This window comes from Citricoccus zhacaiensis (assembly GCF_014645315.1).
GTDB classification, from domain to species: Bacteria; Actinomycetota; Actinomycetes; order Actinomycetales; family Micrococcaceae; genus Citricoccus; species Citricoccus zhacaiensis.
Map to the genome: position 1 here is coordinate 260207 of NZ_BMLQ01000006.1, position 22214 is coordinate 282420.

A 22214-nucleotide genomic window follows, 5' to 3' on the forward strand; every position below is an offset into this window, starting at 1 on the left:
TGCTGTGAGGTCGCCCACGTTGAACAACGTCAGCTGCTGCGGCATGGATACACCCTAGTCCGGATCGGCGTCCGCCCGGAAAATTCCCCTCTCGTCGCGGCGAGCCTTGACGTTCAACCGCAGACTGAAGGTGATATGTCTCAGGGTCTCAGCGCTGCGGGACCGAACCCACCACGTTGAGGCTGGACTCCGGGTGTCCCTCGAAGGCCTGCTCGGCCACTGTCGGCGACTCGCGGGGGTCGAAGCGTCGATCCTGGGACGCGGACTCGGGTGAGCCCTGACCGGCGCCCGGCTCCCCCCGTTCCGAGGAACGATCAGCGGAACGATCGGCAGAACGATCGGCCGGACGATTGTCGGAGTAGTCGCCCAAGCCATGCCCGGCCACCATCTCCTCGTCGAACGCGTCCCGCCCGGAGAGCACGTTGTCAGCCTTGACCCGGTCGAACTCCCCTACCCACTTGCCGATGAGCATGGTGGCCACGGCGTTGCCGGTGAAGTTGGTCAGGGCGCGGGCCTCGGACATGAACTTGTCGATGCCCACGATCACGCCCATGCCGCCGAGCAGCTGCGGCTGGTGTGCCTGGAGCCCCGCGGCCAGGGTGGCCAGGCCGGCTCCGGTGACACCGGCGGCGCCCTTGGAGGCGATGATCATGAACACCAGCAGGCCGATCTGCTCGCCGAGGCTCATCTCCAGGCCCATGGCGTTGGAGACGAACAGGGCGGCCATGGTCAGGTAGATGGCTGTGCCGTCCAGGTTGAAGGAATACCCGGTGGGCACGGTGACACCCACCACGGACTTGTGCACGCCGGCGTGCTCCATCTTGGCGATCAGGCGCGGCAGGGCGGATTCAGAGGAGGAGGTCGCGAAGATGAGCAGGTACTCGCGGCCCAGGTACTTCATCAGCTTGAAGATGCTCACGCCGGTGACGAGACGGAGCAGGGTACCGAGCACCACCACGATGAACACGATGCAGGTGGCATAGAAGGCGCCCATCAGCAGGGCCATGGCACCGATAGCGGACCAACCGGTGGAACCCACGACGGCGGCGATGGCACCGAAGGCGCCCACCGGGGCGATCCACATGATCATCATCAGGATGCGGAACACGACGCCCTGGATCAGGGTGAGACCCTTGAGCAGCGGCTTTCCGGACTCCCCCATCCCCTGGAGGGCGAAGCCCACCAGCAAGGCGACGAACAACACCGGCAGCACCGGCACCGACCCGGGGATGATGTCCAGCAGGAACGCGACGGTCGGATCCAGGTCCGCCTGGGCGGCGTCGGGATCGTAGGGGGTCAGTGCGAGGCCCTCACCCGGGTGGACGAGGTTGCCGACCACGAGGCCGAGGCCCAGGGCGAAGGTGGACATGGCCATGAAGTACAGCAGCGCCAGGCCGCCCACCTTGCCCACGGTGGCGGCCTTCGCGATGGAGCCGATGCCGAGCACGATGGTGCAGAAGATGACCGGGCCGATCATCATCTTGATGAGCGAGACGAAGCCGTCGCCCAGCGGCTTGAGGGACTGGCCGAACTCCGGGAACAGGAGTCCGACGGCGGCCCCCAGGATCACCGAGGCGATCACCATGATGTACAGCCAGTGGGTGCGGTCCTTCTTCTTCGCCGTCGTGGCCGGCGCCCGGTCTTCTGCGGGACCCGACGCCGGCGGGCCGGCGGGGGCGTGCCGCGTGGCGGCCTGGTCGGATGGGTTCGTCATGGAGGTGTCCTCTACAGTGGGGGCCGGTGACGCACGGTCTCTTCGTTGGGACGATCATCACCGTGGGACGTGTGTCACATCACCCTTGCGGTCATAAAGTTCATGGCGCAGACCACATCCGGGAGCCGGCGAGACATCACCTCGACGGACCAGAGCGAGGATTCACGGTGGTGAGAACAGTGGGATCGACGATGGGAGACGGGGTGGACGAGCGGCGTCTGCGCGCCCGCCGCGACGCGTCCAGACCCTCCCGGCGTCCGTGGAGCATCGCCCGCCGCCTGGCGACGGCCCACCTGGCCGCGCTGCTGATCCTCACCGTCGCCCTGGTGGCCTTCAGTTATCAGCAGACCCAGCGGACCGTCTATGGGTTGGAGCGGGCCAATGTGCTCTCCACGGCGCGCCTGATCGCCGACGAGGAACGGATCCGCGACGGCTTCAGGGCCGCCGACCCCAGCACAGCGCTCCAACCGCTCACCACCGAGCTGGCCGCCCAGGCCCAGGTGGACTGGGTGACGTTCTTCGGCACCGACTACACCCGGGTCGCCCACCGGGACCCGGCCCAGAACGGCACCCGGTACCCGGAGGACCTCTCGGCGGTCCTGGCCGGCCGGGGTCAGGTCGACACGGTGGCCACCGGACCCGCCGGCCTCTCCCTCCGCGCCCTGGTCCCCGTCCTGTCCTCGGACGCCCCCGGGGCCGAGGTGGTCGGCATCGTCGGCGTGGGCCACCGCGTCTCCGAACTGGACATCGCGGTGACCGCCCAGATCCCGCGCATCCTGCTGGGCATGGGACTCGTCGCCGCCCTCGGGCTGGCCGGCTCCATCGCCCTGGGCCGCTACATCCGCCGGACCACCCATGGTCTCGGCCCGGAGGAACTGGCCCATCGGTTCACCGTGCTGGACACCGCCCTGCACAACGTCAATGAGGGAATGGTGCTGGTCTCCGGCACCGGAGAGCTGAGCCTGTACAACGACCGCGCGGCCGAGCTGCTGCATCTTCCGCCCTTCGGCCACCGCGCGGACCACACACCGGGGACCGTCTCGCTCGCGGACCTTCAGCTGCCCGGCCCGTTGGCCGGGCTGCTGGAGTCCGGACGGGACGCGCGGGACGAGCTGTTCGCCGTCCCCGGCCGCATCCTGGTGGTGAATCAGCACCGCACGCGTCCGGCCGGTCCGGTGGCGCGGCTGCGGACACCCGTTGCGTGGCGGCGTGGACGGAGACAGCAGGCCCCGGCCGGGCCCGACGGGGGCACGGTGGTGACGTTGTACGACCGCACGGAGGTCCAGGAGATGAACCGGGAGCTGGAGAACATCCGGTCCCTGACCGATGCGCTGCGTGCCCAGACCCATGAGCACGGCAACCGGCTGCACACGGTGCTGTCCCTCGTGGAACTGGGCCGGATCGATCAGGCCCGCGACCTGTTGGCCTCGGGTGTGGCGGCCGGCGCCGCCCAACCGGGCCCGCTGGATCCCACCGGCGAACCGGCGGTGCAGGCCCTCTTGGCGGCCAAGGCCGCCCAGGCCCGCGAGCGCGGGGTGCGGATGGACTACCGGATCGCGGTGGACTCCCCCACCGGGTTCTCCGCGCAGGACCTCGTGACGATCCTCGGCAACCTGGTGGACAACGCGATCGACGCCGCGGCGGACCCCGCACGGCCGGCGGAGGACCGCTGGGTGGAGGCAGAGGCCCACGCCGACGCCGGATGGCTCGTCCTGCAGGTGGCCGACGGCGGCCCCGGCCCTTCCGCGGAGAATCGCGGACACGTGTTCGACCTCGGTTTCTCCACCAAGCCCGCGGGCACCGCCGGCCGGGGCATCGGCCTGGCCCTGGTCCGGCAGACGGCACTCTCGCTGGGCGGGGATGTGGAGCTGACCCTGGATTCGGGCACCGTGTTCACCGTGGAGCTGCCCCTGCCCGCAGACGCCGTCCACCCACCACGGCGGACGGCAGACAACCCGCCACCCACCATGGCTGGAGGAGGCCACCATGACCGGTGAGCGAGTGCTGGTCGTCGAGGACGAGGCCCTGACAGCAGACACCTACGGGGAGTACCTGGCCCGGGTCGGCGGGTACCAGCAGGTGCACCTCTCCCCCACCCTGGCCGACGCGGTGCGGTTCCTATCCACCCAGTGGCGCGAACACGGCTCCTTCGGCGTGGACCTGGTGCTGCTGGACATGAACCTCCCGGACGGACACGGCCTAGAGGTGCTCCGCCGGATGCGATCGGCGGGATTCGCCGGGGCGGTGGTGGCCATGACCGCCGCCACCGACGTGCCCACCATCCGCCAGGCCATGGCCCTGGGCGTGGTCCAGTACCTGGTGAAGCCCTTCGGCTATCCGGAGTTCGCCGAACGCCTGCGGGCGGCACGTGAGTTGTCCACCGGCCTCGCCGGAACCGGGTCGGTCCGCAGCCAGGCGGAGGTGGACCGGGCGTTCCGCCACCACGGCAGCACCGGCCCGGCTGCCCTGCCCAAGGGACTGACCGAGGGCACCCTCGACGCCATCGTGGATCTGCTCCGCTCCGACCTTGCAGCGGTCCAGGGACCTGACCCGGACTCCAGCAGCAGGTCCGGCCGCGGGTCCTCCGGGGCCGAGGCCGGCCCGGTGGCCGGACGCAGCGCCGGTGAGGTGGGGGCCGCCGTCGGGACGTCCCGGGTGACGGCACGGCGCTACCTGGAGCATCTCTTCCGGCAGGGACTGGTGGACCGCTCGCCCCGCTACGGCACACCGGGACGGCCGGAGAACGAGTACCGCTGGTCCGGGCGGGGCTCCGCGCCCGGATAGCCTACGGGCCGGTGCGGAGGGTGGGCGCGAGGGCGTCGAGCACGGAACGGTCCTCGATGGTGGAGGGCACCACGTACTCCTCGCCATCGGCCATCTGCCGCATGGTCTTGCGCAGGATCTTCCCGGACCGGGTCTTCGGCAACGCGTCCACCACCGCCACCTGCTTGAAGTCCGCCACGGCGCCCACCGAGGTGCGGACGGTGGCGCGCAGCTCGGCCAGCAGCTCCTCCAGCCCGGCGGCGCCCTCGACCTCCACCCCGGATTTGAGCACCACGTAGCCGGAGGCCCGCTGGCCCTTGAGCGGGTCCGCCAATCCGATCACCGCGCACTCGGCCACGGCGGGGTGGGCGGCGAGCGCCTGCTCGAGGGCGCCCGTGGAGAGCCGATGGCCGGCCACGTTGATGACGTCGTCCGTCCGGCCCATCACGAAGAGGTAGCCCTCCTCATCCACCAGCCCCGAGTCGCCCGTGGCGTAGTACCCCTCGAAGGCGCTGAGGTAGGAGTCGATGAAGCGTTGGTCGTTGCCCCACAACGTGGTCAGGGTCCCCGGCGGCAGGGGCAACCTCAGACAGATGTTGCCCTCGACCCCCGGCTCCACGGGTTGCCCGCTCCCGTCCAGGATCTCCACGGCGTAGCCCGGAGTGGGCCGGGTGCAGGAACCGGTCTTGACGGGCAGCGCCTCCAACCCCACCGGGTTGGCGCCGATCGGCCAGCCGGTCTCGGTCTGCCACCAGTTGTCCACGATCGGCACGCCCAGGAGGTCACCGATCCACCCCTGGGTCTCCGGGTCCAGGCGCTCCCCCGCTGCGAACAGGGTCTGGAGTGCCGACAGGTCGTGTTCCCGCGCCAGGTCACCCTCCGGGTCCACCTTGCGGATGGCCCGCAGGGCGGTCGGTGCCGTGAACAGTGAGCGCACCCCGTGCTGGGCGGCCACCCGCCAGAACGCCCCGGCGTCCGGGGTCCCCACGGGCTTGCCCTCGTAGAGCACGGTGGTGGCCCCGACCAGCAGCGGCGCATAGACGATATAGGAGTGCCCCACCACCCAGCCGACGTCCGAGGCGGTGAACATCGTCTGGCCGGGGCCGACGTCGTAGATGTTCGCCATGGTCCAGGCCAGGGCGACCGCATGCCCGCCGTGGTCCCGCACCACGCCCTTGGGCGAGCCGGTGGTCCCCGAGGTGTAGAGGATGTACAGCGGGTCCGTGGCGGCCACGTCCACGGGCGCCGCCGGCTCGGCCTCGGCCACGGCTTCGTCCCAGTCGACCCACCGGGTTCCAGCCTCGGCTACGTTCCCGGTCTCGTTCCTGGCCTCATTCCCGACGCCGGCCGGTACGCCGTCCCGCACGCTGGCCCGCACGTCTTCCAGGCGGGTCTCGAAACCCTCGCGTTGCTTGGCCACCACGGCCCCGACCCGGTGCTGCGCCAGGGCCACGGCCTCGGCCACCGCGGGCAGGTACTCCACGCGCCGGTTCGGCTCGATGCCGCCGGATGAGGTCACGATCACCGTCGGTTTCGCGTCGTCGATGCGCGCCGCCAGTTCCCGGGCCGCGAATCCGCCGAACACCACGGAGTGCACCGCTCCAATCCGGGCGCAGGCCAGCATGGCGACGTGCGCCTCCGGCGTCATCGGCAGGTAGATGACCACACGGTCCCCGCGGCCGACGCCCAGGGACACCAGCGCTCCCGCGAAGCGGGCCACCCGGTCCGTCAGGTCCGCGTAGCTGATGTGCTCCACGGTGCCGAGCACCGCCGAGTCATAGATGATCGCGGTGCGCTCGCCGTGGCCAGCCGCCACGTGCCGGTCCAGACAGTTCACCGCCGTGTTCAACCGGGCCCCGGGGAACCACCGGTAGATCGGCGCCCCGGCATCATCCAGGGCCCGGGTGGGCGGCTCGGTCCAGTCGATGGCAGCGGCCGCCTCCAGCCAGAACCGTTCAGGGTCCTCGATGGACCTGCGGTAGACGGACTCGTATGACTCAGAGGGCTGGCTGGGCTCGCGCAGGGGAGACGTTGAGGACATGGGACCAACCTAGAACGTGAGTCACGCCACGTCCACCCTGTGTATACGCAATGCTGGCCCAAAACGGAGAAATACGCGGATTCCGGCCCGGTTCTCGTCCAAATCACCCGCATTCGGAGATTTGTGTATACGCTGGAGCCTGTGAGAGCCAGTGAACGTGCGTACCGGACGCTGCGGCAGGAGATCATCGAAGGTCAGCTGCCTCCCGGATCGATCCTGGGCGAGGTCGAGCAGTCGGCCCGCCTGGGCCTGTCCCGCACGCCGCTGCGCGAGGCCATCGGACGCCTGGTCTCCGAAGGCCTGGCAGCCCCCTCCAGCGGGCGCGGGACCGTGGTCACGGAGGTCTCCCTGGACGAGGCCGACGACCTCTTCGACCTGCGCACGGTGCTCGAGGTGCTGGCCGCGCGCCGGGCCGCGGTGCACGCCGACCCGGAGGTCTTCGCGCAGCTGGCCGCACGCTTCGAGTCCGCCGTGGAACCGCTCCGCCGCGGTGAGGATCCGGAGTCCTACTACCGGCTGACCACGGAGTTGGACGCCGCCGTGGACGCTGCCTGTGCCAACGCCTATCTGGCCCAGCACCTGAGGTCCCTGCGCGTTCACCTCGCGCGGCTGCGCCGCTTCTCCCGCAATGACCCGGCGCGGCTGGCGGCGTCTGCCACGGAGCATGCCTCCATCGCCAGGGCCCTGGCCGATCGGAACCCCGAACTGGCCGCCGCGACCACCACCCTGCACCTGCACCACGCACTGGCTCACCTGCAGTCACACCAGCCCACCGGCACCCAGACCCATCAGACCCACGAGACCCACCAGAGCCGCCAGACCGGACCGGCCGAACCAGCCGGATCCGCCACCGACCACCCCACATCCACCTTGGAGAGGACCCCATGATCAACCACGACGTCCGCGTCTACCGTTCCGAAGAAAACCTGCAGCGTCAGGACCAGCTCGCCTGGAAGATGGCCGAGGTCGCCACCGACACCGTGGCCATCGACCCCGAGGTGGAGGAGATGGTCATCAACCGCATCATCGACAACGCCTCGGTAGCCGTCGCCTCCCTGAACCGCGGACCGATCATCGCCGCCCGGGCACAGGCCCTGACCCACGCGCCCACGTCCGGCGGACAGGGAGCCTCCGTCTTCGGCATCACCGAGAAGGTCTCCCCGGAATGGGCCGCCTGGGCCAACGGCGTGGCCGTGCGCGAGCTGGACTACCATGACACGTTCCTGGCCGCCGAGTACTCCCACCCCGGTGACAACATCCCGCCGATCCTGGCGGTCGCCCAGCACAGCGGTGCCAGCGGCGCCGACCTGATCCGGGGCATCGCCACCGGCTACGAGCTCCAGGTGGACCTGGTCAAGGCCATCTGCCTGCACGCCCACAAGATCGACCATGTGGCCCACCTCGGCCCCTCCGCTTCGGCCGGCATCGGGACCCTGCTGGGCCTGGACACCGAGACGATCTTCCAGGCCATCGGCCAGGGCCTGCACACCACGACGGCGACCCGCCAGTCCCGCAAGGGCGAGATCTCCACGTGGAAGGCCCACGCCCCGGCCTTCGCCGGCAAGATGGCCGTCGAATCTGCTGACCGTGCCATGCGCGGCCAGACCTCGCCCGTGCCGATCTATGAGGGCGAGGACGGGGTCATCGCCTGGATGCTGGACGGACCGGACGCGAAGTACACGGTGCCCCTGCCGGCGCCCGGCGAGGCCAAGCGCGCCATCCTGGACACCTACACGAAGGAACACTCCGCCGAGTACCAGGCCCAGGCCTGGATCGACCTCGCGCGCAAGCTGCACGGCGAGTATCCCGAGCTGGCCGATCCCGCCAACGTCGCCTCGATCGTCATCCACACCTCGCACCACACGCACTACGTGATCGGTTCCGGCGCGAACGACCCGCAGAAGTATGACCCGAAGGCCTCCCGCGAGACCCTCGACCACTCCATCCCGTACATCTTCACGGTGGCCCTGCAGGACGGCGCGTGGCACCACGTGGACTCGTACTCCCCGGAGCGGGCCGGACGGCCGGACACCGTGGAGCTGTGGCACAAGGTCACCACGGAGGAGGACCAGGAGTGGACCCGCCGGTACCACTCCCTGGACATCTCGGAGAAGGCCTTCGGCGGCCGGGTCGTCATCACCACCGCCTCCGGCGAGACCATCACGGACGAGATCGCCGTGGCCGATGCCCACCCGCTGGGCGCCCGCCCGTTCGCCCGGGAGCAGTACATCCACAAGTTCCGCACCCTGGCCGAGGGCCTCGTGTCCGGCGAGGAGATCGAGCGCTTCCTCGACGCCGCCCAGCGCACCGCGTCCCTCGGCGCCGGTGAGCTGGACCAGCTGAACATCACCGCGGCCCCCGGCGTCATCGACCTGGCCGACGCCCCGAAGGGACTCTTCTGATGCTGTATTCGTCACTGACCGCTGCCGAGAAGCGCGTCCGTCTGCGGCAACTGCTGCAGCCCGGTGCCGCCGTGCAATTCCCCGGGGCCTACACGCCCCTCTCCGGCAAACTGGTGGAGGAGCAGGGGTTCCAGGGGCTGTACATCTCCGGTGCGGTGCTGGCCAACGAGTTGGCCCTGCCGGACATCGGCCTGACCACGCTGACGGAGGTGGCCCAGCGGGCCGGGCAGATCGCGCGCGTCACGGACCTGCCGGCGATCGTGGACGCGGACACCGGCTTCGGGGAGCCGATGAACGTGGCCCGGACCATCCAGGAACTGGAGAACGCCGGGCTCGCCGGATGCCACATCGAGGACCAGGTCAACCCCAAGCGCTGCGGCCACCTGGACAACAAGGCCGTGGTGGACCTGGCCACGGCCACCCAGCGGGTGGCCGCGGCCGCGAGCGCCCGCCGGGATGAGAACTTCCTGATCATGGCCCGCACCGATATCCGTGGGGTGGACGGTGCCGGCGGGCTGAACGCCGCCATCGACCGGGCCAAGGCCCTGGCAGACGCCGGCGCGGACTCCATCTTCCCGGAGGCCATGAAGGACCTGTCCGAGTTCGAGGCCGTCTGCAACGCCGTGGACGTGCCCGTGCTGGCCAACATGACCGAGTTCGGCAAGTCCGAGCTGTTCACCCGCGAACAGCTGGCCTCCGCCGGCGTGGCCCTGGTGATCTACCCGGTGACCCTGCTGCGCTCGGCCCTCGGCGCCATGGAGCGCACCTTGTCCACCATCCGCTCCGAGGGTACCCAGCAGGGCGCCGTCGGTGAGATGCTGACCAGGGCACGCCTCTACGAGCTCGTGGACTACGAGGGCTACAACGGCTTCGATTCCTCCGTCTTCAACTTCCCGGTTCCGGGGTTGGAGACCCGGACGGACTCCGGCGCAGACGCCTGAACCCGACCCGAATCCCGTCCCGAAAGGACACTTCCATGACTGACACTGAGATCAAGAAGGGCCTCGCCGGAGTGGTGGCGGACTACACCGCCATCTCCAAGGTCAACCCGGACACCAACTCCCTGCTCTACCGTGGCTACCCCGTGCAGGAGCTCGCCGCGTCTCTGCCGTTCGAGGCCGTGGCCTACCTGCTGCTGAACGGTGAGCTGCCCACGGACACCCAGCTGGCTGCCTTCAGGGACCACGAGCGCTCCAACCGGGCCCTGTCCCCGGATGTCAAGGCCGCCCTGGACGTGCTGCCGGTGGACTGCCATCCGATGGACTCGGTCCGTACCGCCGTGTCCATCCTGGGAGCCCAGCACCCGAAGTCGGAGGACTCCTCCCCCGAGGCCGAGATGGAGAAGGCGACGACCCTGTTCGCCCAGCTGCCCGCCGTCGTCGCCTATGAGCAGCGCCGGCGCACCGCCGGCGGTCCCACCGAGCCGGTGGCTGCCCGGGAGGACCTGGACTACTCCCAGAACTTCCTGTGGATGACCTTCGGCGAGGAGGCGGATCCGGCTGTCGTCGATGCGTTCCGCGTCTCGATGGTGCTCTACGCGGAGCATTCCTTCAACGCCTCCACCTTCACCGCCCGCGTCATCACCTCCACCCTGTCCGATCTGCATTCGGCGGTGACCGGGGCCATCGGCGCGCTCAAGGGCTCGCTGCACGGCGGCGCCAACGAGGCCGTCATGCACACCTTCGACGAGATCGGCATCCGGCCGGACGAGTCCCAGGAGGAGGCCAAGGACCGTGCCAAGGCCTGGATGGAGGACGCCCTGACCCAGAAGAAGAAGGTCATGGGCTTCGGCCACCGCGTGTACAAGCACGGCGACTCCCGCGTGCCCACCATGAAGAAGGCGCTCGACGCGATGATCGAGCACTTCGGCCGCCACGAGATCCTGGGCCTCTACAACGGTCTGGAGGCCGCCATGGAGGAGGCCAAGCAGATCAAGCCGAACCTCGACTACCCCGCCGGCCCCACATATCACCTGATGGGCTTCGACACCGAGCTGTTCACGCCGTTGTTCATCGCCGCCCGCGTCACCGGGTGGACCGCGCACATCATGGAGCAGCGCGCCAGCAATTCGCTGATCCGGCCGCTGTCCGCCTACAACGGTCCGGACGAACGGCACGTGCCGGGCGCCTGAACCTGACTGCACCGAACGACGACGACCCGGGCGGGGAGGGAACACTCACGTTCCCTCCCCGCCCGGGTCGTTGCTCAGCGCCGGTGTTCCGGCATCCGGATCAGGGTGCTGCGACCTCCATGGAGGTGGCCACGGACCGGAGCTGGCCGTACTCCTCGGTGTCGAGGAACGCCCTCATGGCCTCCTCGTCCTCGAGGCCGGTGACCTCCTCCGCCGTGTCCTGGGTGACGCTGCCGGACAGCAAAGTGGCCGTCCCCTCGCCGTCGCCCTGGACCGAGGGCTGCGCATAGGTCCACGAGGACCAGAAGGAGTCATCGGTCGCCTCGGGATCGAGGTCCTCAGCCACGTTGACCACCTGCACGGACAACAGGAATTCCCCGCCCTCGAAGCTCTTGGGGTCCGGCCAGTCCTCGCTGGCCTGGTAGAGGGAGGCCCGATACCAGACGGGCCCGGAGCCCGTGGCCTCCGGGACGTCCGGCAGTTCCTCGGCTTCTAAGACCTCCACCACGTCCGGCTTGGGACCGTCGTTGTCCGTGGGGGCGACCCCCGTGGTCGTGCGGTACTCCACGGTGCCCTCGGGATTCTGGAAGAGCACCACCTCGTAGGGCACGCCCAGATAGTCCAGGAACTCCTCGTTGTAGTCCTCCTGGCTGGCGCTCCAGGTCTCCGGGAAACTCCATGTGAAGACCCCCGACTCGGAGGTGTAGCTCTGGGTGAGCCCCGTGGTCTGCTCTCCGGACCCGCCGGCGGTCGGTGAGGCGGAGGCCGTCTCGGTGACGGTAGCGCTCGCGGTCGCTGTGTCACTCGGACTCGCGGTCTCCGTGATGGTCTCGACCGGGGTCGAGCTGGGATCGGCCGTGGCGGAGGGCGATTCCGCGGGCTCGTCACCGGTGCCGCAGGCGCCCAGCACCAGTCCGGCACTGAGCCCGATCCCCACGGCGGCCGCCAGGCGGCGACGGCGGGCGGCTGCTGGGGTGCATCGCCCTGTCAGGAAGGTTCGGTCGGCGGTGCTGATCATCATGATCCCCTCGTCTGCCTCCGGGTGCCCCGTTCGGCACCGTTGCGGCGGGTGGTGGTCCGGTGGTGGCCGGGCGGTCTTCCGCCCGGGGGACGTCGTCCGGCTCTCACCATCTGAGCATCACCCCGTGATCGATGTCATCACCGTCCGGCCGGACGTTGTGGGATCGTGATGCCCTCTCCCCGGCCTAGTGGAGGGCGCGGGGGTGCGCTGCGGCGTAGACCTCGCGCAGGGTATCCGCCGTGACCAGGGTGTAGACCTGCGTGGTGGTGACGGAGGCGTGCCCCAGCAGCTCCTGCACCACGCGCACGTCCGCTCCGCCCTCCAGCAGGTGGGTGGCGAACGAGTGACGCAGCGTGTGCGGGGAGACCTCGCCCTCGATGTGCGCCCGTTCCGCGGCCTTCTTGAGGATCGTCCACGCGGACTGTCGGGAGAGCCGTCCACCGCGCTGGTTGAGGAACAGCGCGGGGCCTCCGGTCCCGGACTGGCCGGCCAGCGTGGGACGTCCACGGACCAGCCAGGCGTCCAGGGCGGTGGCCGCGTAGGAACCCAGCGGGACGATGCGCTCCTTGGAGCCTTTCCCGAATAGGCGGACGACGGCGGTGCCGGACTCCCCCGGTCCCGCCGCCCCGGGCTCGGGGCGGTTCCCCTGGAGGTGGGCACTCTCCGAGGGGCCGCGGACGGCTCCGACCACGTCGTCCACGTCCAGCCCGACCGCCTCGGAGATGCGGGCGCCCGTGGCATAGAGAAACTCAAGCAGGGCGCGGTCCCGCAGGCCGGCCGGGGTGTCCGTGGGCACGGCCTCCAGGAGGGCGGTCACCTGGTCCACCCGGATCGCCTTGGGCAGTTCCTGGGCGGGGCGGGGCGGGGTGACGTCCTGTGCCGGGTCCGTCTCCGTGACGTGTTCCAGGGTCCAGAAGCGGTGCATGCCGCGGACGGCGACGATGGTCCGCGCCGCAGACCGCGGTGAGAGCGGATGCCCGCCATCGGCACCCGTGGCCAAGGCCTGGAGGAAACCGGTCACATGCCGGCGCTCCACCTGGCGGGGTTCGTCCACTCCCTGGCCCTGCAGCCACGCCAGGTAACGGCTCATGTCCCGGCGGTAGGCGGCCAGGGTATGGGGAGACATGCCCCGCTCGACGGTCAGGTGGTCCAGATACGCCTCTGCCGGACGGGAAAGGCTGCGCGGCGGACCGTCCGCGGACCCGGCACCCACCACCTGCTCACTCATGACTGGTCACTCACCCGCCGAGGGGACGGCCGTGCCAGGGCGCGTCCGCAGGGCGGAGGTCGGCGAAGCCGCCGTCCCGGTGGGCGAAGAGGGCGAGGAGGCCCACCACGGAGGAGGGATTGCGCAACCGGCCGGCCAGCACGGCCTGTACGGCGTCTGCCACGGGGACCCAGGCCAGCGGCATGCCGGCCTCCTCACCGGTGCGTTCGTGGCGTTCCCCCGCCGGGACCGGGGAGAGGCCCCGGGCCAGGAACACCCGGATGCCCTCCGAGGAGGACCCGGGGGTGGTGTAGAAGTCCGCGAGGACATCCCACCGGTCCGCGCGCAGGTCGGCTTCCTCGGCCAGCTCCCGCCGGGCGGCCTCGACCAGGTGCTCTCCCGGGACGTCGAGCAGTCCGGCGGGGATCTCCCAGAGCTCCTCGCCCACGGGGTGCCGGTACTGCCGGATCATCCGGACCCGGTCCTGATCATCCAGGGCCACCACGGCCACGGCACCGGGGTGGCGGATGAACTCCCGGACCAACAGGTCCGCCCCATCGACGTCCGGCTCGCTCGCGTCCTGCTCCGCTGCGGCGCCAGGCGCCATCAGGAAGGCCTCGCGGGTGACGTCCCACACCGCACCCGCGAAAGCGGTCTCGGTGCGGACCGCGGGCCGCGCGGCGGGCAGGTCCGCGAGCGGGCCGCCGTCGTGCTCGGTGTACGGGGCGGGTGGAGGAGTCAGGTGCGTCATGGGGTGGTGGGTGTCCCTGCTGATCAAGCTGATCAACTCACCCTGCGGGAGTTCCGGTGGTCCAGTCCCGCGGCCACGAGTCCGGCGAACAGCGGATGCGGGCGGGTCGGCCGGGACTTGAACTCCGGATGGGCCTGGGTGGAGACGTAGTACGGGTGGACGTCCGCCGGCAGCTCCACGAATTCCACGAGCGTACCGTCCGGGGAGGTTCCGGAGATGATCAGCCCGGCCTCCTCCAACCGCTCGCGGTACTCGTTGTTGACCTCGTAGCGGTGGCGGTGCCGCTCAGTGACCTCGGTGGCCCCGTAGGCTTGCGCGACCGTGGAGCCCTCCCGCAGGGTGGCCGGATAGGAGCCCAGGCGCATGGTGCCGCCGAGGTCACCGCCGCCGGAGACGAAGTGCTCCTGCTCCGCCATGGTGGCGATCACGGGGTGTTCGGTGTCCGGTTCGAACTCGGTGGAGGAGGCCTGGGTGAGTCCCAGCACGTTGCGGGCGTACTCCATGACCATGGTCTGCAGCCCCAGGCACAGGCCGAGGGTCGGGATGCCGTTCTCCCGGGCGTAGCGCAGGGCGCCGATCTTGCCGTCGAGCCCTCGGACCCCGAAGCCGCCCGGGACACAGATGGCGTCGACACCGTCCAGGGCCTGGCGTGCTCCGGCCTCGGTCTGGCAGTCATCCGAGGGAACCCAGCGGATGGAGACCGTCGCGTCATTGCCGAAGCCGCCGGCGCGCAGGGCCTCTGTGACGGAGAGGTAGGAGTCCGGCAGGTCGATGTACTTGCCGACCAGGGCGATCTCCAGCGCATGCCGCGGATGGTGGACCACGCCGATCAGGCGGTCCCACGTGGACCAGTCGACATCCTTGAACTTCAGGTCCAGGGACTGGACCACGTAGGCGTCGAGGCCCTGGGCGTGGATGATCTTGGGGATGTCGTAGATGGACGGGGCATCGGCGCAGTTGATGACCGCATCAGTGTCCACGTCGCACATGCGGGCGATCTTGTCCCGCACCTCGGCCGGGACCTCACGGTCCGAACGGATGACGATGGCGTCCGGCTGGATGCCGATCGAGCGCAGCGCCGCCACCGAGTGCTGCGTGGGCTTGGTCTTCAGCTCGTGGGAGGGGCCGATGTAGGGCACCAGGGACACGTGCACGAAGAACACGTTGTCCCGGCCGATGTCCTGGCGGACCTGCCGTGCGGCCTCCAGGAACGGCTGCGACTCGATGTCACCGACCGTGCCGCCGATCTCCGTGATGATGACGTCCGGCGCCGGACGGTCTGCGGCGGCCCGGTCCTGCTGGTCCCCGCCCACGGTGGCGTCCTCCGTGGCGGGCAGGCGCATGCGGCGCTTGATCTCATCCGTGATGTGCGGGATGACCTGGACGGTGTCCCCGAGGTAGTCACCCCGGCGTTCCTTCTCGATGACGGTCGAGTACACCTGTCCGGTGGTCACGTTGTTCAGGCCGTCGAGGTCCTCGTCCAGGAACCGTTCGTAGTGGCCGATGTCCAGGTCGGTCTCGGCCCCGTCCTCCGTGACGAAGACCTCGCCGTGCTGGAAGGGGTTCATGGTGCCGGGATCGACGTTCAGGTACGGATCCAGTTTCTGCATGGTCACGGAGAGGCCTCGTGCCCTCAGGAGATGACCCAGGGAGGACGCCGTGAGCCCCTTTCCGAGGGAAGAGGCCACGCCGCCGGTCACGAAGATCTGGCGGGTAGCGTTGGGCGTTTTCTGGAATCGAGAGGATGTATGCACCACGGAGTTCGATCGTAGCACCCGTTCAGGCGTGCGAGGCCTCGAGGAGTTCACGGGCGTGATCGCGGGCCGACCCGGAGTCGGCTCGGCCGGCCAGCATCCTGGCCAGCTCCCCCACCCGCTCCTCACCCTCGAGGGTCGCGACGTCCGAGGTGGTGAACCCGGCATCGCCGTCCGAGTTCTTCGTGACCTTCAGGTGCCGGTCCGCGAACGCCGCCACCTGCGGCAGGTGCGTGACCACGATGACCTGGACGTGCCGGGCCAACCGGGCGAGCCGCCGGCCGATCTGGACGGCGGCCTCTCCGCCGACACCGGCGTCGACCTCGTCGAACACGAAGGTGGGGACCGGGTCCGTGGCGGCCAGGACCACCTCCAGCGCCAGCATCACGCGGGAGAGCTCACCGCCGGAGGCGCCCTTGCCCAAGGGCCGCGGTTCGGCGCCGGCATGGGGCTGGAGGAGCAGTCGGACCTCGTCGGCCCCGTGGGGACCCGGCTGGCCGCCCGCGGTGACGGTGGCGTGGAACGTGGCGTCCGGCATCGACAGGGCGTGCAGTTCGTCGCTGACCAGTCCGGAGAGGGTGACCGCGCCGGCCGTCCTCAGCCGGGTCAGCTCACTCGCGCCGGACAGCACGCGTTGTTCGAGGCGGGTGACCTCGGCGGTGAGTTCCTCGATGCGCCCGGAGTCCCCCTGCAGGGCCTCCAGCCGTGGCCGGTGGGTCTCCGCCCACCGGATCACGTCCGAGAGCTCGGGCCCGTAGAGGCGCATCAGTCGGGTCAGTTCGGCCAGCCGGGACTGGGCACTGTCCAGGTCGGAGGCGGCATCGTCATCCAGGCGGGCCGCGTAACCGGCGAGGTCCGCGGAGGCATCGGCCAGGAGGATCCCCACCTCGGCCAGGCGCTGGGACAGTCCGGTGAGCTCGTCGTCCTGTCCGGGGGCCTGCAGCAGGGACTGACGGGCGGCCTCGATGAGGGCCTCGGCCGACGGGATCTCCACCGCGTCGGCAGCATCCCCGCCAGCGAGGTGGGTGTGGGCCCCCAGGGAGGCCGCGCGCAGCTCCTCGACGTTCTCCAGTCGCTGGATGAGGGCCCTGACCTCCTCGTCCTCCCCCTCCCGGACGGCGGCGTCATCGATCTCCTCGAGGGAACGCTGCAGGTTCTCGGCCTCGCGGGCACGGTCCTGCTCGTTGCTGGTGATCTCCTCGAGTTCCGCGGCCGCCCGCCTCCAGGCCTCGAAGTCCCGCTGGTAGGCGGTCAGGGTCTCGGCCAGCTCCGGCCCGGCGAAGGAGTCCAGGGCATGGCGCTGGGCAGCCGGAGACTTCAGCCTCAGCTGGTCGGTCTGGCCATGGACGGCCACGAGGTGTTCGCCGAGCTCGCCCAGCAGGGCCACGGGCACGCCGCGCCCTCCGGCCGAGGCCCGCGAACGTCCCGAGGACCCGGCGGCCCCCACGGACCGGGTGACCACGAGCGCCACGTCCCCGCGGCCTCCTGCCGGTGCGCCGCCGTCGGGCTCGGGCACAGCGTCAGCATCCGTGCCTGGTCCGCGGTCCGGAGCCTCCTCGTCCAGCACGGCTCCGGCATCCGAGGCGATCCCGACGGCGGCATGGCCGGCGTCCAGCAGGAAGCCGGCCTCCACGGTGGCCCGGGAGGCCCCGTGCCGGACGGCGCCGGCATCCGCGCGGGCGCCCAGCAGGAGGTTGAGGGCCGTGACGACCATGGTCTTGCCGGCGCCGGTCTCGCCGGTCACCACGGTGAAGCCGGGATCCAGCTCGACGGCCGCGTCACCGATGACGCCCAGACCGTTGATGGACAGGTACTCGATCATGCCTGGTCGGCTCCTCCGCTGTACGTGTCCGGCTCCTCGCTGCCCTCGTCCGGGGTGATCCCCGACCGCGCGATGCCCAGGCGCTCGTCCCGTGCCGACACCACGGGCAGGGCGGCCGTGGCCGGCGGCACGACTCCGGGGCGGGGGGCCAGGTGATGGGGTTCCACGATGGAGACTCCGCGGGAGGTGGGGTCCCCCTCGGGCCGGCGGGACGCGGTCCGGGCCTCTCGGGCAGCGGCCTCGGCGCGGTCCTGTTCGGTGACGGGACCGCGCCAGCCCTTGGTGGGCAGGTTGAACTTGCGCACCAGCCTCTCGGTGAAGGGCGTGCGGGACAACCGGGCGATCCGCACCGGTTGCGGTGAGCGGGTGACCTCGACGCGGGAGCCGAGGGGCAGGTCCACCGTGCGACGGCCGTCGCACCAGAGCACGCCCGGCTCGTTGGTGCGCGGCAGCACCTCGACGGTGAGCACCGAGTCCGGGGACACGACGAGGGGCTTGGCGAACAGGGCGTGGGCACTGATGGGCACCATGAGCATGGCCTGGACCTCCGGCCACACCACGGGGCCGCCGGCCGAGAAGGCGTACGCCGTGGACCCCGTGGGCGTGGCCATCACCACACCGTCGCAGCCGTACGTGGAGATGGGGCTGCCGTCCACGGCGGTCACGACCTCGAGCATGCGCTCACGGTTGGACTTCTCCACGCTGGCCTCGTTCAACGCCCAGGTGCGGGCCACGAGTTCCTCCCCCTGGAAGACCCGGACGTCGATCGCCATCCGCTCCTCGACGCTGTAGTCCTGCGCCACCACGGCCTCGACGGTGCGGGAGAGATCGGTGCGCTCGGATTCGGCCAGGAAGCCCACGTGGCCCAGGTTGACGGCGAGCAACGGCAGGCCGGAATCACGGACGAGCTCCGCAGCGCGCAGCACGGAGCCGTCCCCGCCGAGGACCACACCCAGGGAGATCTCGCTCAGGGAACAGTCCACGTCCAGGGTCCGCGGGACGGACACCAGCGGGGGCACGACGCCGGCCCGTTCGGCCTCGCGGATCGCCGTCACGTCACGGGCCATGAGCACCGGGACCAGCCCGGCCTCCTGCAGTTTGGCGCAGGTGTGGACGGCTGCCCGGATGGCGTCCTCGCGGCCGGTATGGGCAAGGACCAGGATTGAACGGGGCATGGCCCCAAGGATACCCACGTCCAGGCCGGGGGCCCGGCCGCACCTGCCGGGCTGGGGACAAGGGTGGCTACTTCAGGCCCAGTCGACCGTCTGCGAGCCGAGCCACTCGGCACCGGTGCCGGTTGCCGTCGCGTCGGCGATCGCCTCCACTGTCCCTCCGGGGTGGTCGAGCCACAGGAAGAACTCCACATTGCCGTCCTGCCCCGGCAGCGGAGACCGGGCGATGCCGCGGGGCCGCAGCCCTGCGTCCAGAGCGGTGTCCAGCACATCGGCGACCGCCCGGCGTCGCTGTTCCGGATCCAGCACGACGCCGGTCTTGGGCAGAGCTCGCCGTCCGACCTCGAACTGCGGTTTGACCATGAGGACCAGGTCGGCGCCCGGCCGGCACACCCCGGCCAGCGGTGACATCACCAGGCGCAGGGAGATGAAGGAGAGATCCGAGACCACCAGGTCCACCGTTCCGCCGAGGTGCTCCGGCGTGAGGTCGCGGACGTTGCACCCCTCGTGGACGTCGACGCGGTGATCGGCACGCAGCGTCTCGACCAGTTGGTCATGCCCGACATCCACTGCGACCACCTGCTGGGCCCCCGCCCGGAGCAGGACATCCGTGAACCCGCCCGTGGACGCCCCGGCGTCCAGGCACCTCCGGCCTGATGCAGTGACGTCGGCGAACAACTCCAACGCTCCAGCCAGTTTGTGTCCGGCCCGGGAGACGTACCGTGGTCCGTGGGGGCGCAGTGCCACCACATCATCGGGCGCGCACCGCAGGGACGCCTTGGTGGCGACGGCGCCGTTGACGATCACCTCGCCCGCGCTGATGAGTCCGGCCGCCTCGCTGCGGGAACGGGCCAGGCCCCGATCCGCCAAGGCGATGTCGAGGCGGGTTCGGTCACCGCTGCCCGTGGTCCTCGGGCTGCTCATGACAGTCCAGGGAGCCGAGGTTGTTCCTCCAGCAGTTGCGCCAAGGCGTCCAGGGCCTCACGGTACGCCGCGATCTCCTCGTCGGGGCTCAGCTCCCCGGCTCCGGTCAGGCCAGACAGGATCTGGTCGGCGGCCGGGTCACCGGTGCTGGCCGGAGTCCACTCGGCCGGTTGGGATGGCTCGAACGGTTCAGACGACTCGGTCATGGCTGCCGCTCCTCCTGGGTTGGAGGGCGGTCGCTCCCACGGCGGGTTCGGCCAGGAGCGTTGGCAGCGAGGGGATGATCAACGTGGGCTGGTGGTCCGCTGGCGCAGCCGCAGCAGTGGCTTCAGTATCCACGCCGGTCAGCACGAGGGCGGTGTCGAAACCAGCCCGATTGCCTCCGATGATGTCCGTGTCCAGCCGGTCGCCGACCACCAGTGGACGCCGGGCGCCGACGGCCTGGGCGGCCAGGCGGAACAGGACCGGCTCGGGCTTGCCCGCTGCCAGCGGGCGGGTCCCCGTCGCCCGGGCCACCGCCTCGATCAGGGCACCGTTGCCGGGCGCGATCCCCTCGGCACGGGGAATGGTCAGGTCAGTATTGGTCGCGATCCACCGGGCACCCCCGTTGACGGCATAGGAGGCCTGCGCCAGGTCTGTCCAGGACACCGAGGGGTCGAATCCCTGGATCACAGCATCGGGGTGTTCGGCCGCCGTCCTCACCACCTCGTGGCCAGCCTGCGACACCAGGCCACGCAGGTAATCCGAGCCGACGACCAGGACCTTCGCCGGGACGGGACGCCCACCGGAGGCTGTCCCGGCCGCCGTCGGACGCGATCCGGTCCCGGATAGCTCCTGGCTCAGCAGGGCCACCCCCGCGGCAGCAGATCCGAAGACCTGGTCCCCAGTGACCTCGAGACCGAAACCGCGTAGGTGGTCGGCCACGGATTCAGGAGACCTCGAGGCATTGTTGGTCACGTAGACGACGGGGACACCGCGCCGCCCCAGTTCCCGCAGGGTCGGCACGGCGCCGTCGATGGCCTCGGTCCCAGCGTAGACGACGCCGTCCAGGTCACACAGGACGGCGTCATGGCCTCCGAAGAACACCGCTTCCGTCATGGGTCAGCGGTCTCCGCGGCCCTGATCGTCAGCGGAGACGTCACCGTCGGTCTCCTGCGGTTCATCCCCCTCCGGAGACGGTTCCTCGGCCTGAACCGGCTGAGAGGTCACCATGGACCCGAGATCCTCCTCGTCCAGCTGTCCGGCGTCCGCCTGGCCGTCCTCGTCCTGACCGCCCTCCTCCTGGCCCTCCGAAGACGCGCCCGGGGGCACCAGGTCACGGGCACGGGGCCGGCCCTCAGAGCCGTCATCGTCCAGTCCGAAGTCGATGATCTCCGGATCCTCGAAGGCACCGATGCCCAGCGCGCGCTCGGCCACGCTGGCCTGCCGACGCCAGGCCTTGGCCTCCTCGGCACGGCCGGCTTCCGTCAGGACATCCGCATAGGCGCGGAACAGACGGGGGCTGAATGAGAAACCGCGACGACGATCGAGGTCAGGAATCTGCAGCACTGCCAGAGCAGTGTCGATATCCCCCAGATCACGATGAATGCCGGAGAGCACCATGGCCAACTCTGCCCGGATCGCCTTCTCCAGGGACGCATGGTCGACGTCCCCCGCGAGTTCCAGGGCCTTGTCATGCCGACCGAGGGCACGTTCACTGTCCACCATCTCCGGCAGGTGGGTGTTGTCCCCGGTGATGCGGCGGTAGGTCCGGAACTCCCGCAGCGCCTCCGCGTACTGTCCAGCCCCATAGGCAGTCAGCCCGACGGCCTCCCTGACGCAGCCGAGACGTCCGCCACGTCGGCTGGCGGCCAGGGCGTGCTCGAAGGCCAACTGCGGATCGATGTCCAGCAACCGGCCGGCCATCACCAGGTGACGCGCCACCCACGGACGGTTGCGTTCGTCCAGGGTGTCCAGCTCACGGCTGGTGGCGCGGTCAAGCTCCTTGCCGGTGACATCCTCATCGATCTCAGGAGACTTGGCCCGGTCCGGCCGGTTGGAACTGCGCAGGTCGCCCGGGTTGTGGGCAGCACCCCGGCGCTCGACGCGCGGGCGACCGTCACGTGAGCCACGGCGGTCATGCCGGGCTCCACCGCGTTCCGGCCTGCCCTCCCGACCCTCCCGACGGGGACCGCCAGCACGGGAACCGGAACCGGATCCCCGCTCGGGCCGTCCACCGCCATGACGGCGCGGACGATCAGACGAGCCGGAGCGCTCCTCGTTCTCGGACATCCTGATGATCCTCTCCTCGGTCTTGATGACGGCGGCAGCACGGCATGGCGTACTCCGACGGACAGCTTCACAATCGTAGCCGACCCGGTTAAACAAGAAGGGCCCCGCACTCGTGTGCGGGGCCCTTCCCTCAATGGTTGTCCGGCGGCGTCCTACTCTCCCACATCCTCCCGGATGCAGTACCATCGGCGCAGTGGGCCTTAGCTTCCGGGTTCGGAATGGGACCGGGCGTTTCCCCCAC

The 22214-nt window shown here is 70.2% G+C and carries 18 protein-coding genes and 1 rRNA gene; 6 read left to right on the forward strand and 13 right to left on the reverse strand.

What is annotated here, in order from left to right:
* Window positions 1–148 precede the first annotated feature (148 nt).
* Window positions 149–1714, reverse strand: coding sequence for a cation:dicarboxylate symporter family transporter (locus tag IEX49_RS11790; RefSeq protein ID WP_188806333.1), 1566 nt, complete (start codon window positions 1712–1714; stop codon window positions 149–151).
* A 170-nt stretch (window positions 1715–1884) separates the two neighbouring features.
* Between IEX49_RS11790 and IEX49_RS11795 the strand changes: the two genes are divergently transcribed.
* On the forward strand, window positions 1885–3711 hold the full coding sequence (locus IEX49_RS11795) for a sensor histidine kinase (RefSeq protein ID WP_188806334.1): 1827 nt from the start codon (window positions 1885–1887) through the stop codon (window positions 3709–3711).
* Window positions 3701–4498, forward strand: coding sequence for a response regulator (locus IEX49_RS11800; protein ID WP_188806335.1), 798 nt, complete (start codon window positions 3701–3703; stop codon window positions 4496–4498). Before IEX49_RS11795 ends, IEX49_RS11800 begins: the two co-directional genes overlap by 11 nt.
* Before the next feature lies 1 nt (window position 4499).
* Here the strand turns inward: IEX49_RS11800 and IEX49_RS11805 are convergent, their stop codons facing one another.
* On the reverse strand, window positions 4500–6518 hold the full coding sequence (locus IEX49_RS11805) for an AMP-binding protein (protein WP_188806336.1): 2019 nt from the start codon (window positions 6516–6518) through the stop codon (window positions 4500–4502).
* A gap of 141 nt (window positions 6519–6659) precedes the next feature.
* Here IEX49_RS11805 and IEX49_RS11810 point away from each other — a divergent pair, with 141 nt between their 5' ends.
* Genes IEX49_RS11810 through IEX49_RS11825 form a run of 4 tightly spaced genes read left to right on the forward strand, consistent with a single transcriptional unit; the run spans window position 6660 to window position 11051 of the window.
* Window positions 6660–7406 (forward strand): GntR family transcriptional regulator, encoded by a 747-nt coding sequence (locus IEX49_RS11810; protein ID WP_188806337.1) that lies wholly within the window; start codon window positions 6660–6662, stop codon window positions 7404–7406.
* The gene (locus tag IEX49_RS11815) at window positions 7403–8920 is read left to right on the forward strand and encodes an MmgE/PrpD family protein (protein WP_188806338.1); all 1518 of its coding nucleotides are present in this window, start codon (window positions 7403–7405) and stop codon (window positions 8918–8920) included. The genes IEX49_RS11810 and IEX49_RS11815 overlap by 4 nt, the downstream gene beginning before the upstream one ends.
* A complete protein-coding gene (gene prpB, locus IEX49_RS11820) occupies window positions 8920–9861 on the forward strand; it encodes a methylisocitrate lyase (RefSeq protein ID WP_188806339.1) in 942 nt (313 codons plus the stop codon). The genes IEX49_RS11815 and prpB overlap by 1 nt, the downstream gene beginning before the upstream one ends.
* A 35-nt stretch (window positions 9862–9896) precedes the next feature.
* The gene (locus tag IEX49_RS11825; RefSeq protein ID WP_188806340.1) at window positions 9897–11051 is read left to right on the forward strand and encodes a bifunctional 2-methylcitrate synthase/citrate synthase; all 1155 of its coding nucleotides are present in this window, start codon (window positions 9897–9899) and stop codon (window positions 11049–11051) included.
* 100 nt (window positions 11052–11151) lie between these two features.
* Here IEX49_RS11825 and IEX49_RS11830 read toward each other — a convergent pair whose 3' ends face one another.
* From IEX49_RS11830 to rrf, 11 genes are all read right to left on the reverse strand, one after another.
* Window positions 11152–12072, reverse strand: a complete 921-nt coding sequence (locus IEX49_RS11830; RefSeq protein WP_188806341.1) for a hypothetical protein — start codon at window positions 12070–12072, stop codon at window positions 11152–11154.
* Window positions 12073–12256: 184 nt separating this feature from the next.
* On the reverse strand, window positions 12257–13300 hold the full coding sequence (gene xerD, locus IEX49_RS11835; RefSeq protein WP_188806342.1) for a site-specific tyrosine recombinase XerD: 1044 nt from the start codon (window positions 13298–13300) through the stop codon (window positions 12257–12259).
* Window positions 13301–13310: 10 nt separating this feature from the next.
* Window positions 13311–14030, reverse strand: coding sequence for an NUDIX domain-containing protein (locus IEX49_RS11840; protein WP_188806343.1), 720 nt, complete (start codon window positions 14028–14030; stop codon window positions 13311–13313).
* Between the two features lie 32 nt (window positions 14031–14062).
* Complete coding sequence (gene pyrG / locus IEX49_RS11845) at window positions 14063–15787, reverse strand: CTP synthase (RefSeq protein ID WP_373286729.1); 1725 nt, start codon at window positions 15785–15787, stop codon at window positions 14063–14065.
* Between the two features lie 22 nt (window positions 15788–15809).
* Window positions 15810–17606, reverse strand: coding sequence for a DNA repair protein RecN (locus IEX49_RS11850; RefSeq protein ID WP_188806345.1), 1797 nt, complete (start codon window positions 17604–17606; stop codon window positions 15810–15812).
* A complete protein-coding gene (locus IEX49_RS11855; protein ID WP_188806346.1) occupies window positions 17603–18781 on the reverse strand; it encodes an NAD kinase in 1179 nt (392 codons plus the stop codon). Before IEX49_RS11855 ends, IEX49_RS11850 begins: the two co-directional genes overlap by 4 nt.
* Window positions 18782–18853: 72 nt before the next feature.
* Window positions 18854–19702: a TlyA family RNA methyltransferase gene (locus tag IEX49_RS11860; protein WP_188806347.1), complete on the reverse strand. Its 849-nt coding sequence runs from the start codon at window positions 19700–19702 to the stop codon at window positions 18854–18856.
* Window positions 19699–19908 (reverse strand): hypothetical protein, encoded by a 210-nt coding sequence (locus tag IEX49_RS11865; protein WP_188806348.1) that lies wholly within the window; start codon window positions 19906–19908, stop codon window positions 19699–19701. Before IEX49_RS11865 ends, IEX49_RS11860 begins: the two co-directional genes overlap by 4 nt.
* Entirely contained in the window at window positions 19892–20800 is a 909-nt protein-coding gene (locus tag IEX49_RS11870; protein WP_188806349.1) for an HAD-IIA family hydrolase, read from the reverse strand. Before IEX49_RS11870 ends, IEX49_RS11865 begins: the two co-directional genes overlap by 17 nt.
* A 3-nt stretch (window positions 20801–20803) precedes the next feature.
* Window positions 20804–21973 carry a tetratricopeptide repeat protein gene (locus IEX49_RS11875; RefSeq protein ID WP_229672597.1) on the reverse strand — a complete coding sequence of 390 codons (1170 nt, stop codon included), beginning with the start codon at window positions 21971–21973 and terminating at the stop codon, window positions 20804–20806.
* Window positions 21974–22112: 139 nt separating this feature from the next.
* Window positions 22113–22214 (reverse strand): 5S ribosomal RNA (gene rrf / locus IEX49_RS11880); the annotation flags it as partial.

Bases quoted from the DNA above. Each gene is read 5' to 3' on its own strand.
- IEX49_RS11805 (WP_188806336.1), bottom strand. From the start codon at position 6,518: ATGTCCTCAACGTCTCCCCTGCGCGAGCCCAGCCAGCCCTCTGAGTCA.
- IEX49_RS11840 (WP_188806343.1), bottom strand. From the start codon at position 14,030: ATGACGCACCTGACTCCTCCACCCGCCCCGTACACCGAGCACGACGGC.
- IEX49_RS11855 (WP_188806346.1), bottom strand. From the start codon at position 18,781: ATGCCCCGTTCAATCCTGGTCCTTGCCCATACCGGCCGCGAGGACGCC.
- IEX49_RS11850 (WP_188806345.1), bottom strand. From the start codon at position 17,606: ATGATCGAGTACCTGTCCATCAACGGTCTGGGCGTCATCGGTGACGCG.
- IEX49_RS11815 (WP_188806338.1), top strand. From the start codon at position 7,403: ATGATCAACCACGACGTCCGCGTCTACCGTTCCGAAGAAAACCTGCAG.
- xerD (WP_188806342.1), bottom strand. From the start codon at position 13,300: ATGAGTGAGCAGGTGGTGGGTGCCGGGTCCGCGGACGGTCCGCCGCGC.
- IEX49_RS11800 (WP_188806335.1), top strand. From the start codon at position 3,701: ATGACCGGTGAGCGAGTGCTGGTCGTCGAGGACGAGGCCCTGACAGCA.
- IEX49_RS11830 (WP_188806341.1), bottom strand. From the start codon at position 12,072: ATGATGATCAGCACCGCCGACCGAACCTTCCTGACAGGGCGATGCACC.
- IEX49_RS11865 (WP_188806348.1), bottom strand. From the start codon at position 19,908: ATGACCGAGTCGTCTGAACCGTTCGAGCCATCCCAACCGGCCGAGTGG.
- IEX49_RS11860 (WP_188806347.1), bottom strand. From the start codon at position 19,702: ATGAGCAGCCCGAGGACCACGGGCAGCGGTGACCGAACCCGCCTCGAC.
- IEX49_RS11790 (WP_188806333.1), bottom strand. From the start codon at position 1,714: ATGACGAACCCATCCGACCAGGCCGCCACGCGGCACGCCCCCGCCGGC.
- IEX49_RS11825 (WP_188806340.1), top strand. From the start codon at position 9,897: ATGACTGACACTGAGATCAAGAAGGGCCTCGCCGGAGTGGTGGCGGAC.
- prpB (WP_188806339.1), top strand. From the start codon at position 8,920: ATGCTGTATTCGTCACTGACCGCTGCCGAGAAGCGCGTCCGTCTGCGG.
- IEX49_RS11875 (WP_229672597.1), bottom strand. From the start codon at position 21,973: ATGTCCGAGAACGAGGAGCGCTCCGGCTCGTCTGATCGTCCGCGCCGT.
- IEX49_RS11870 (WP_188806349.1), bottom strand. From the start codon at position 20,800: ATGACGGAAGCGGTGTTCTTCGGAGGCCATGACGCCGTCCTGTGTGAC.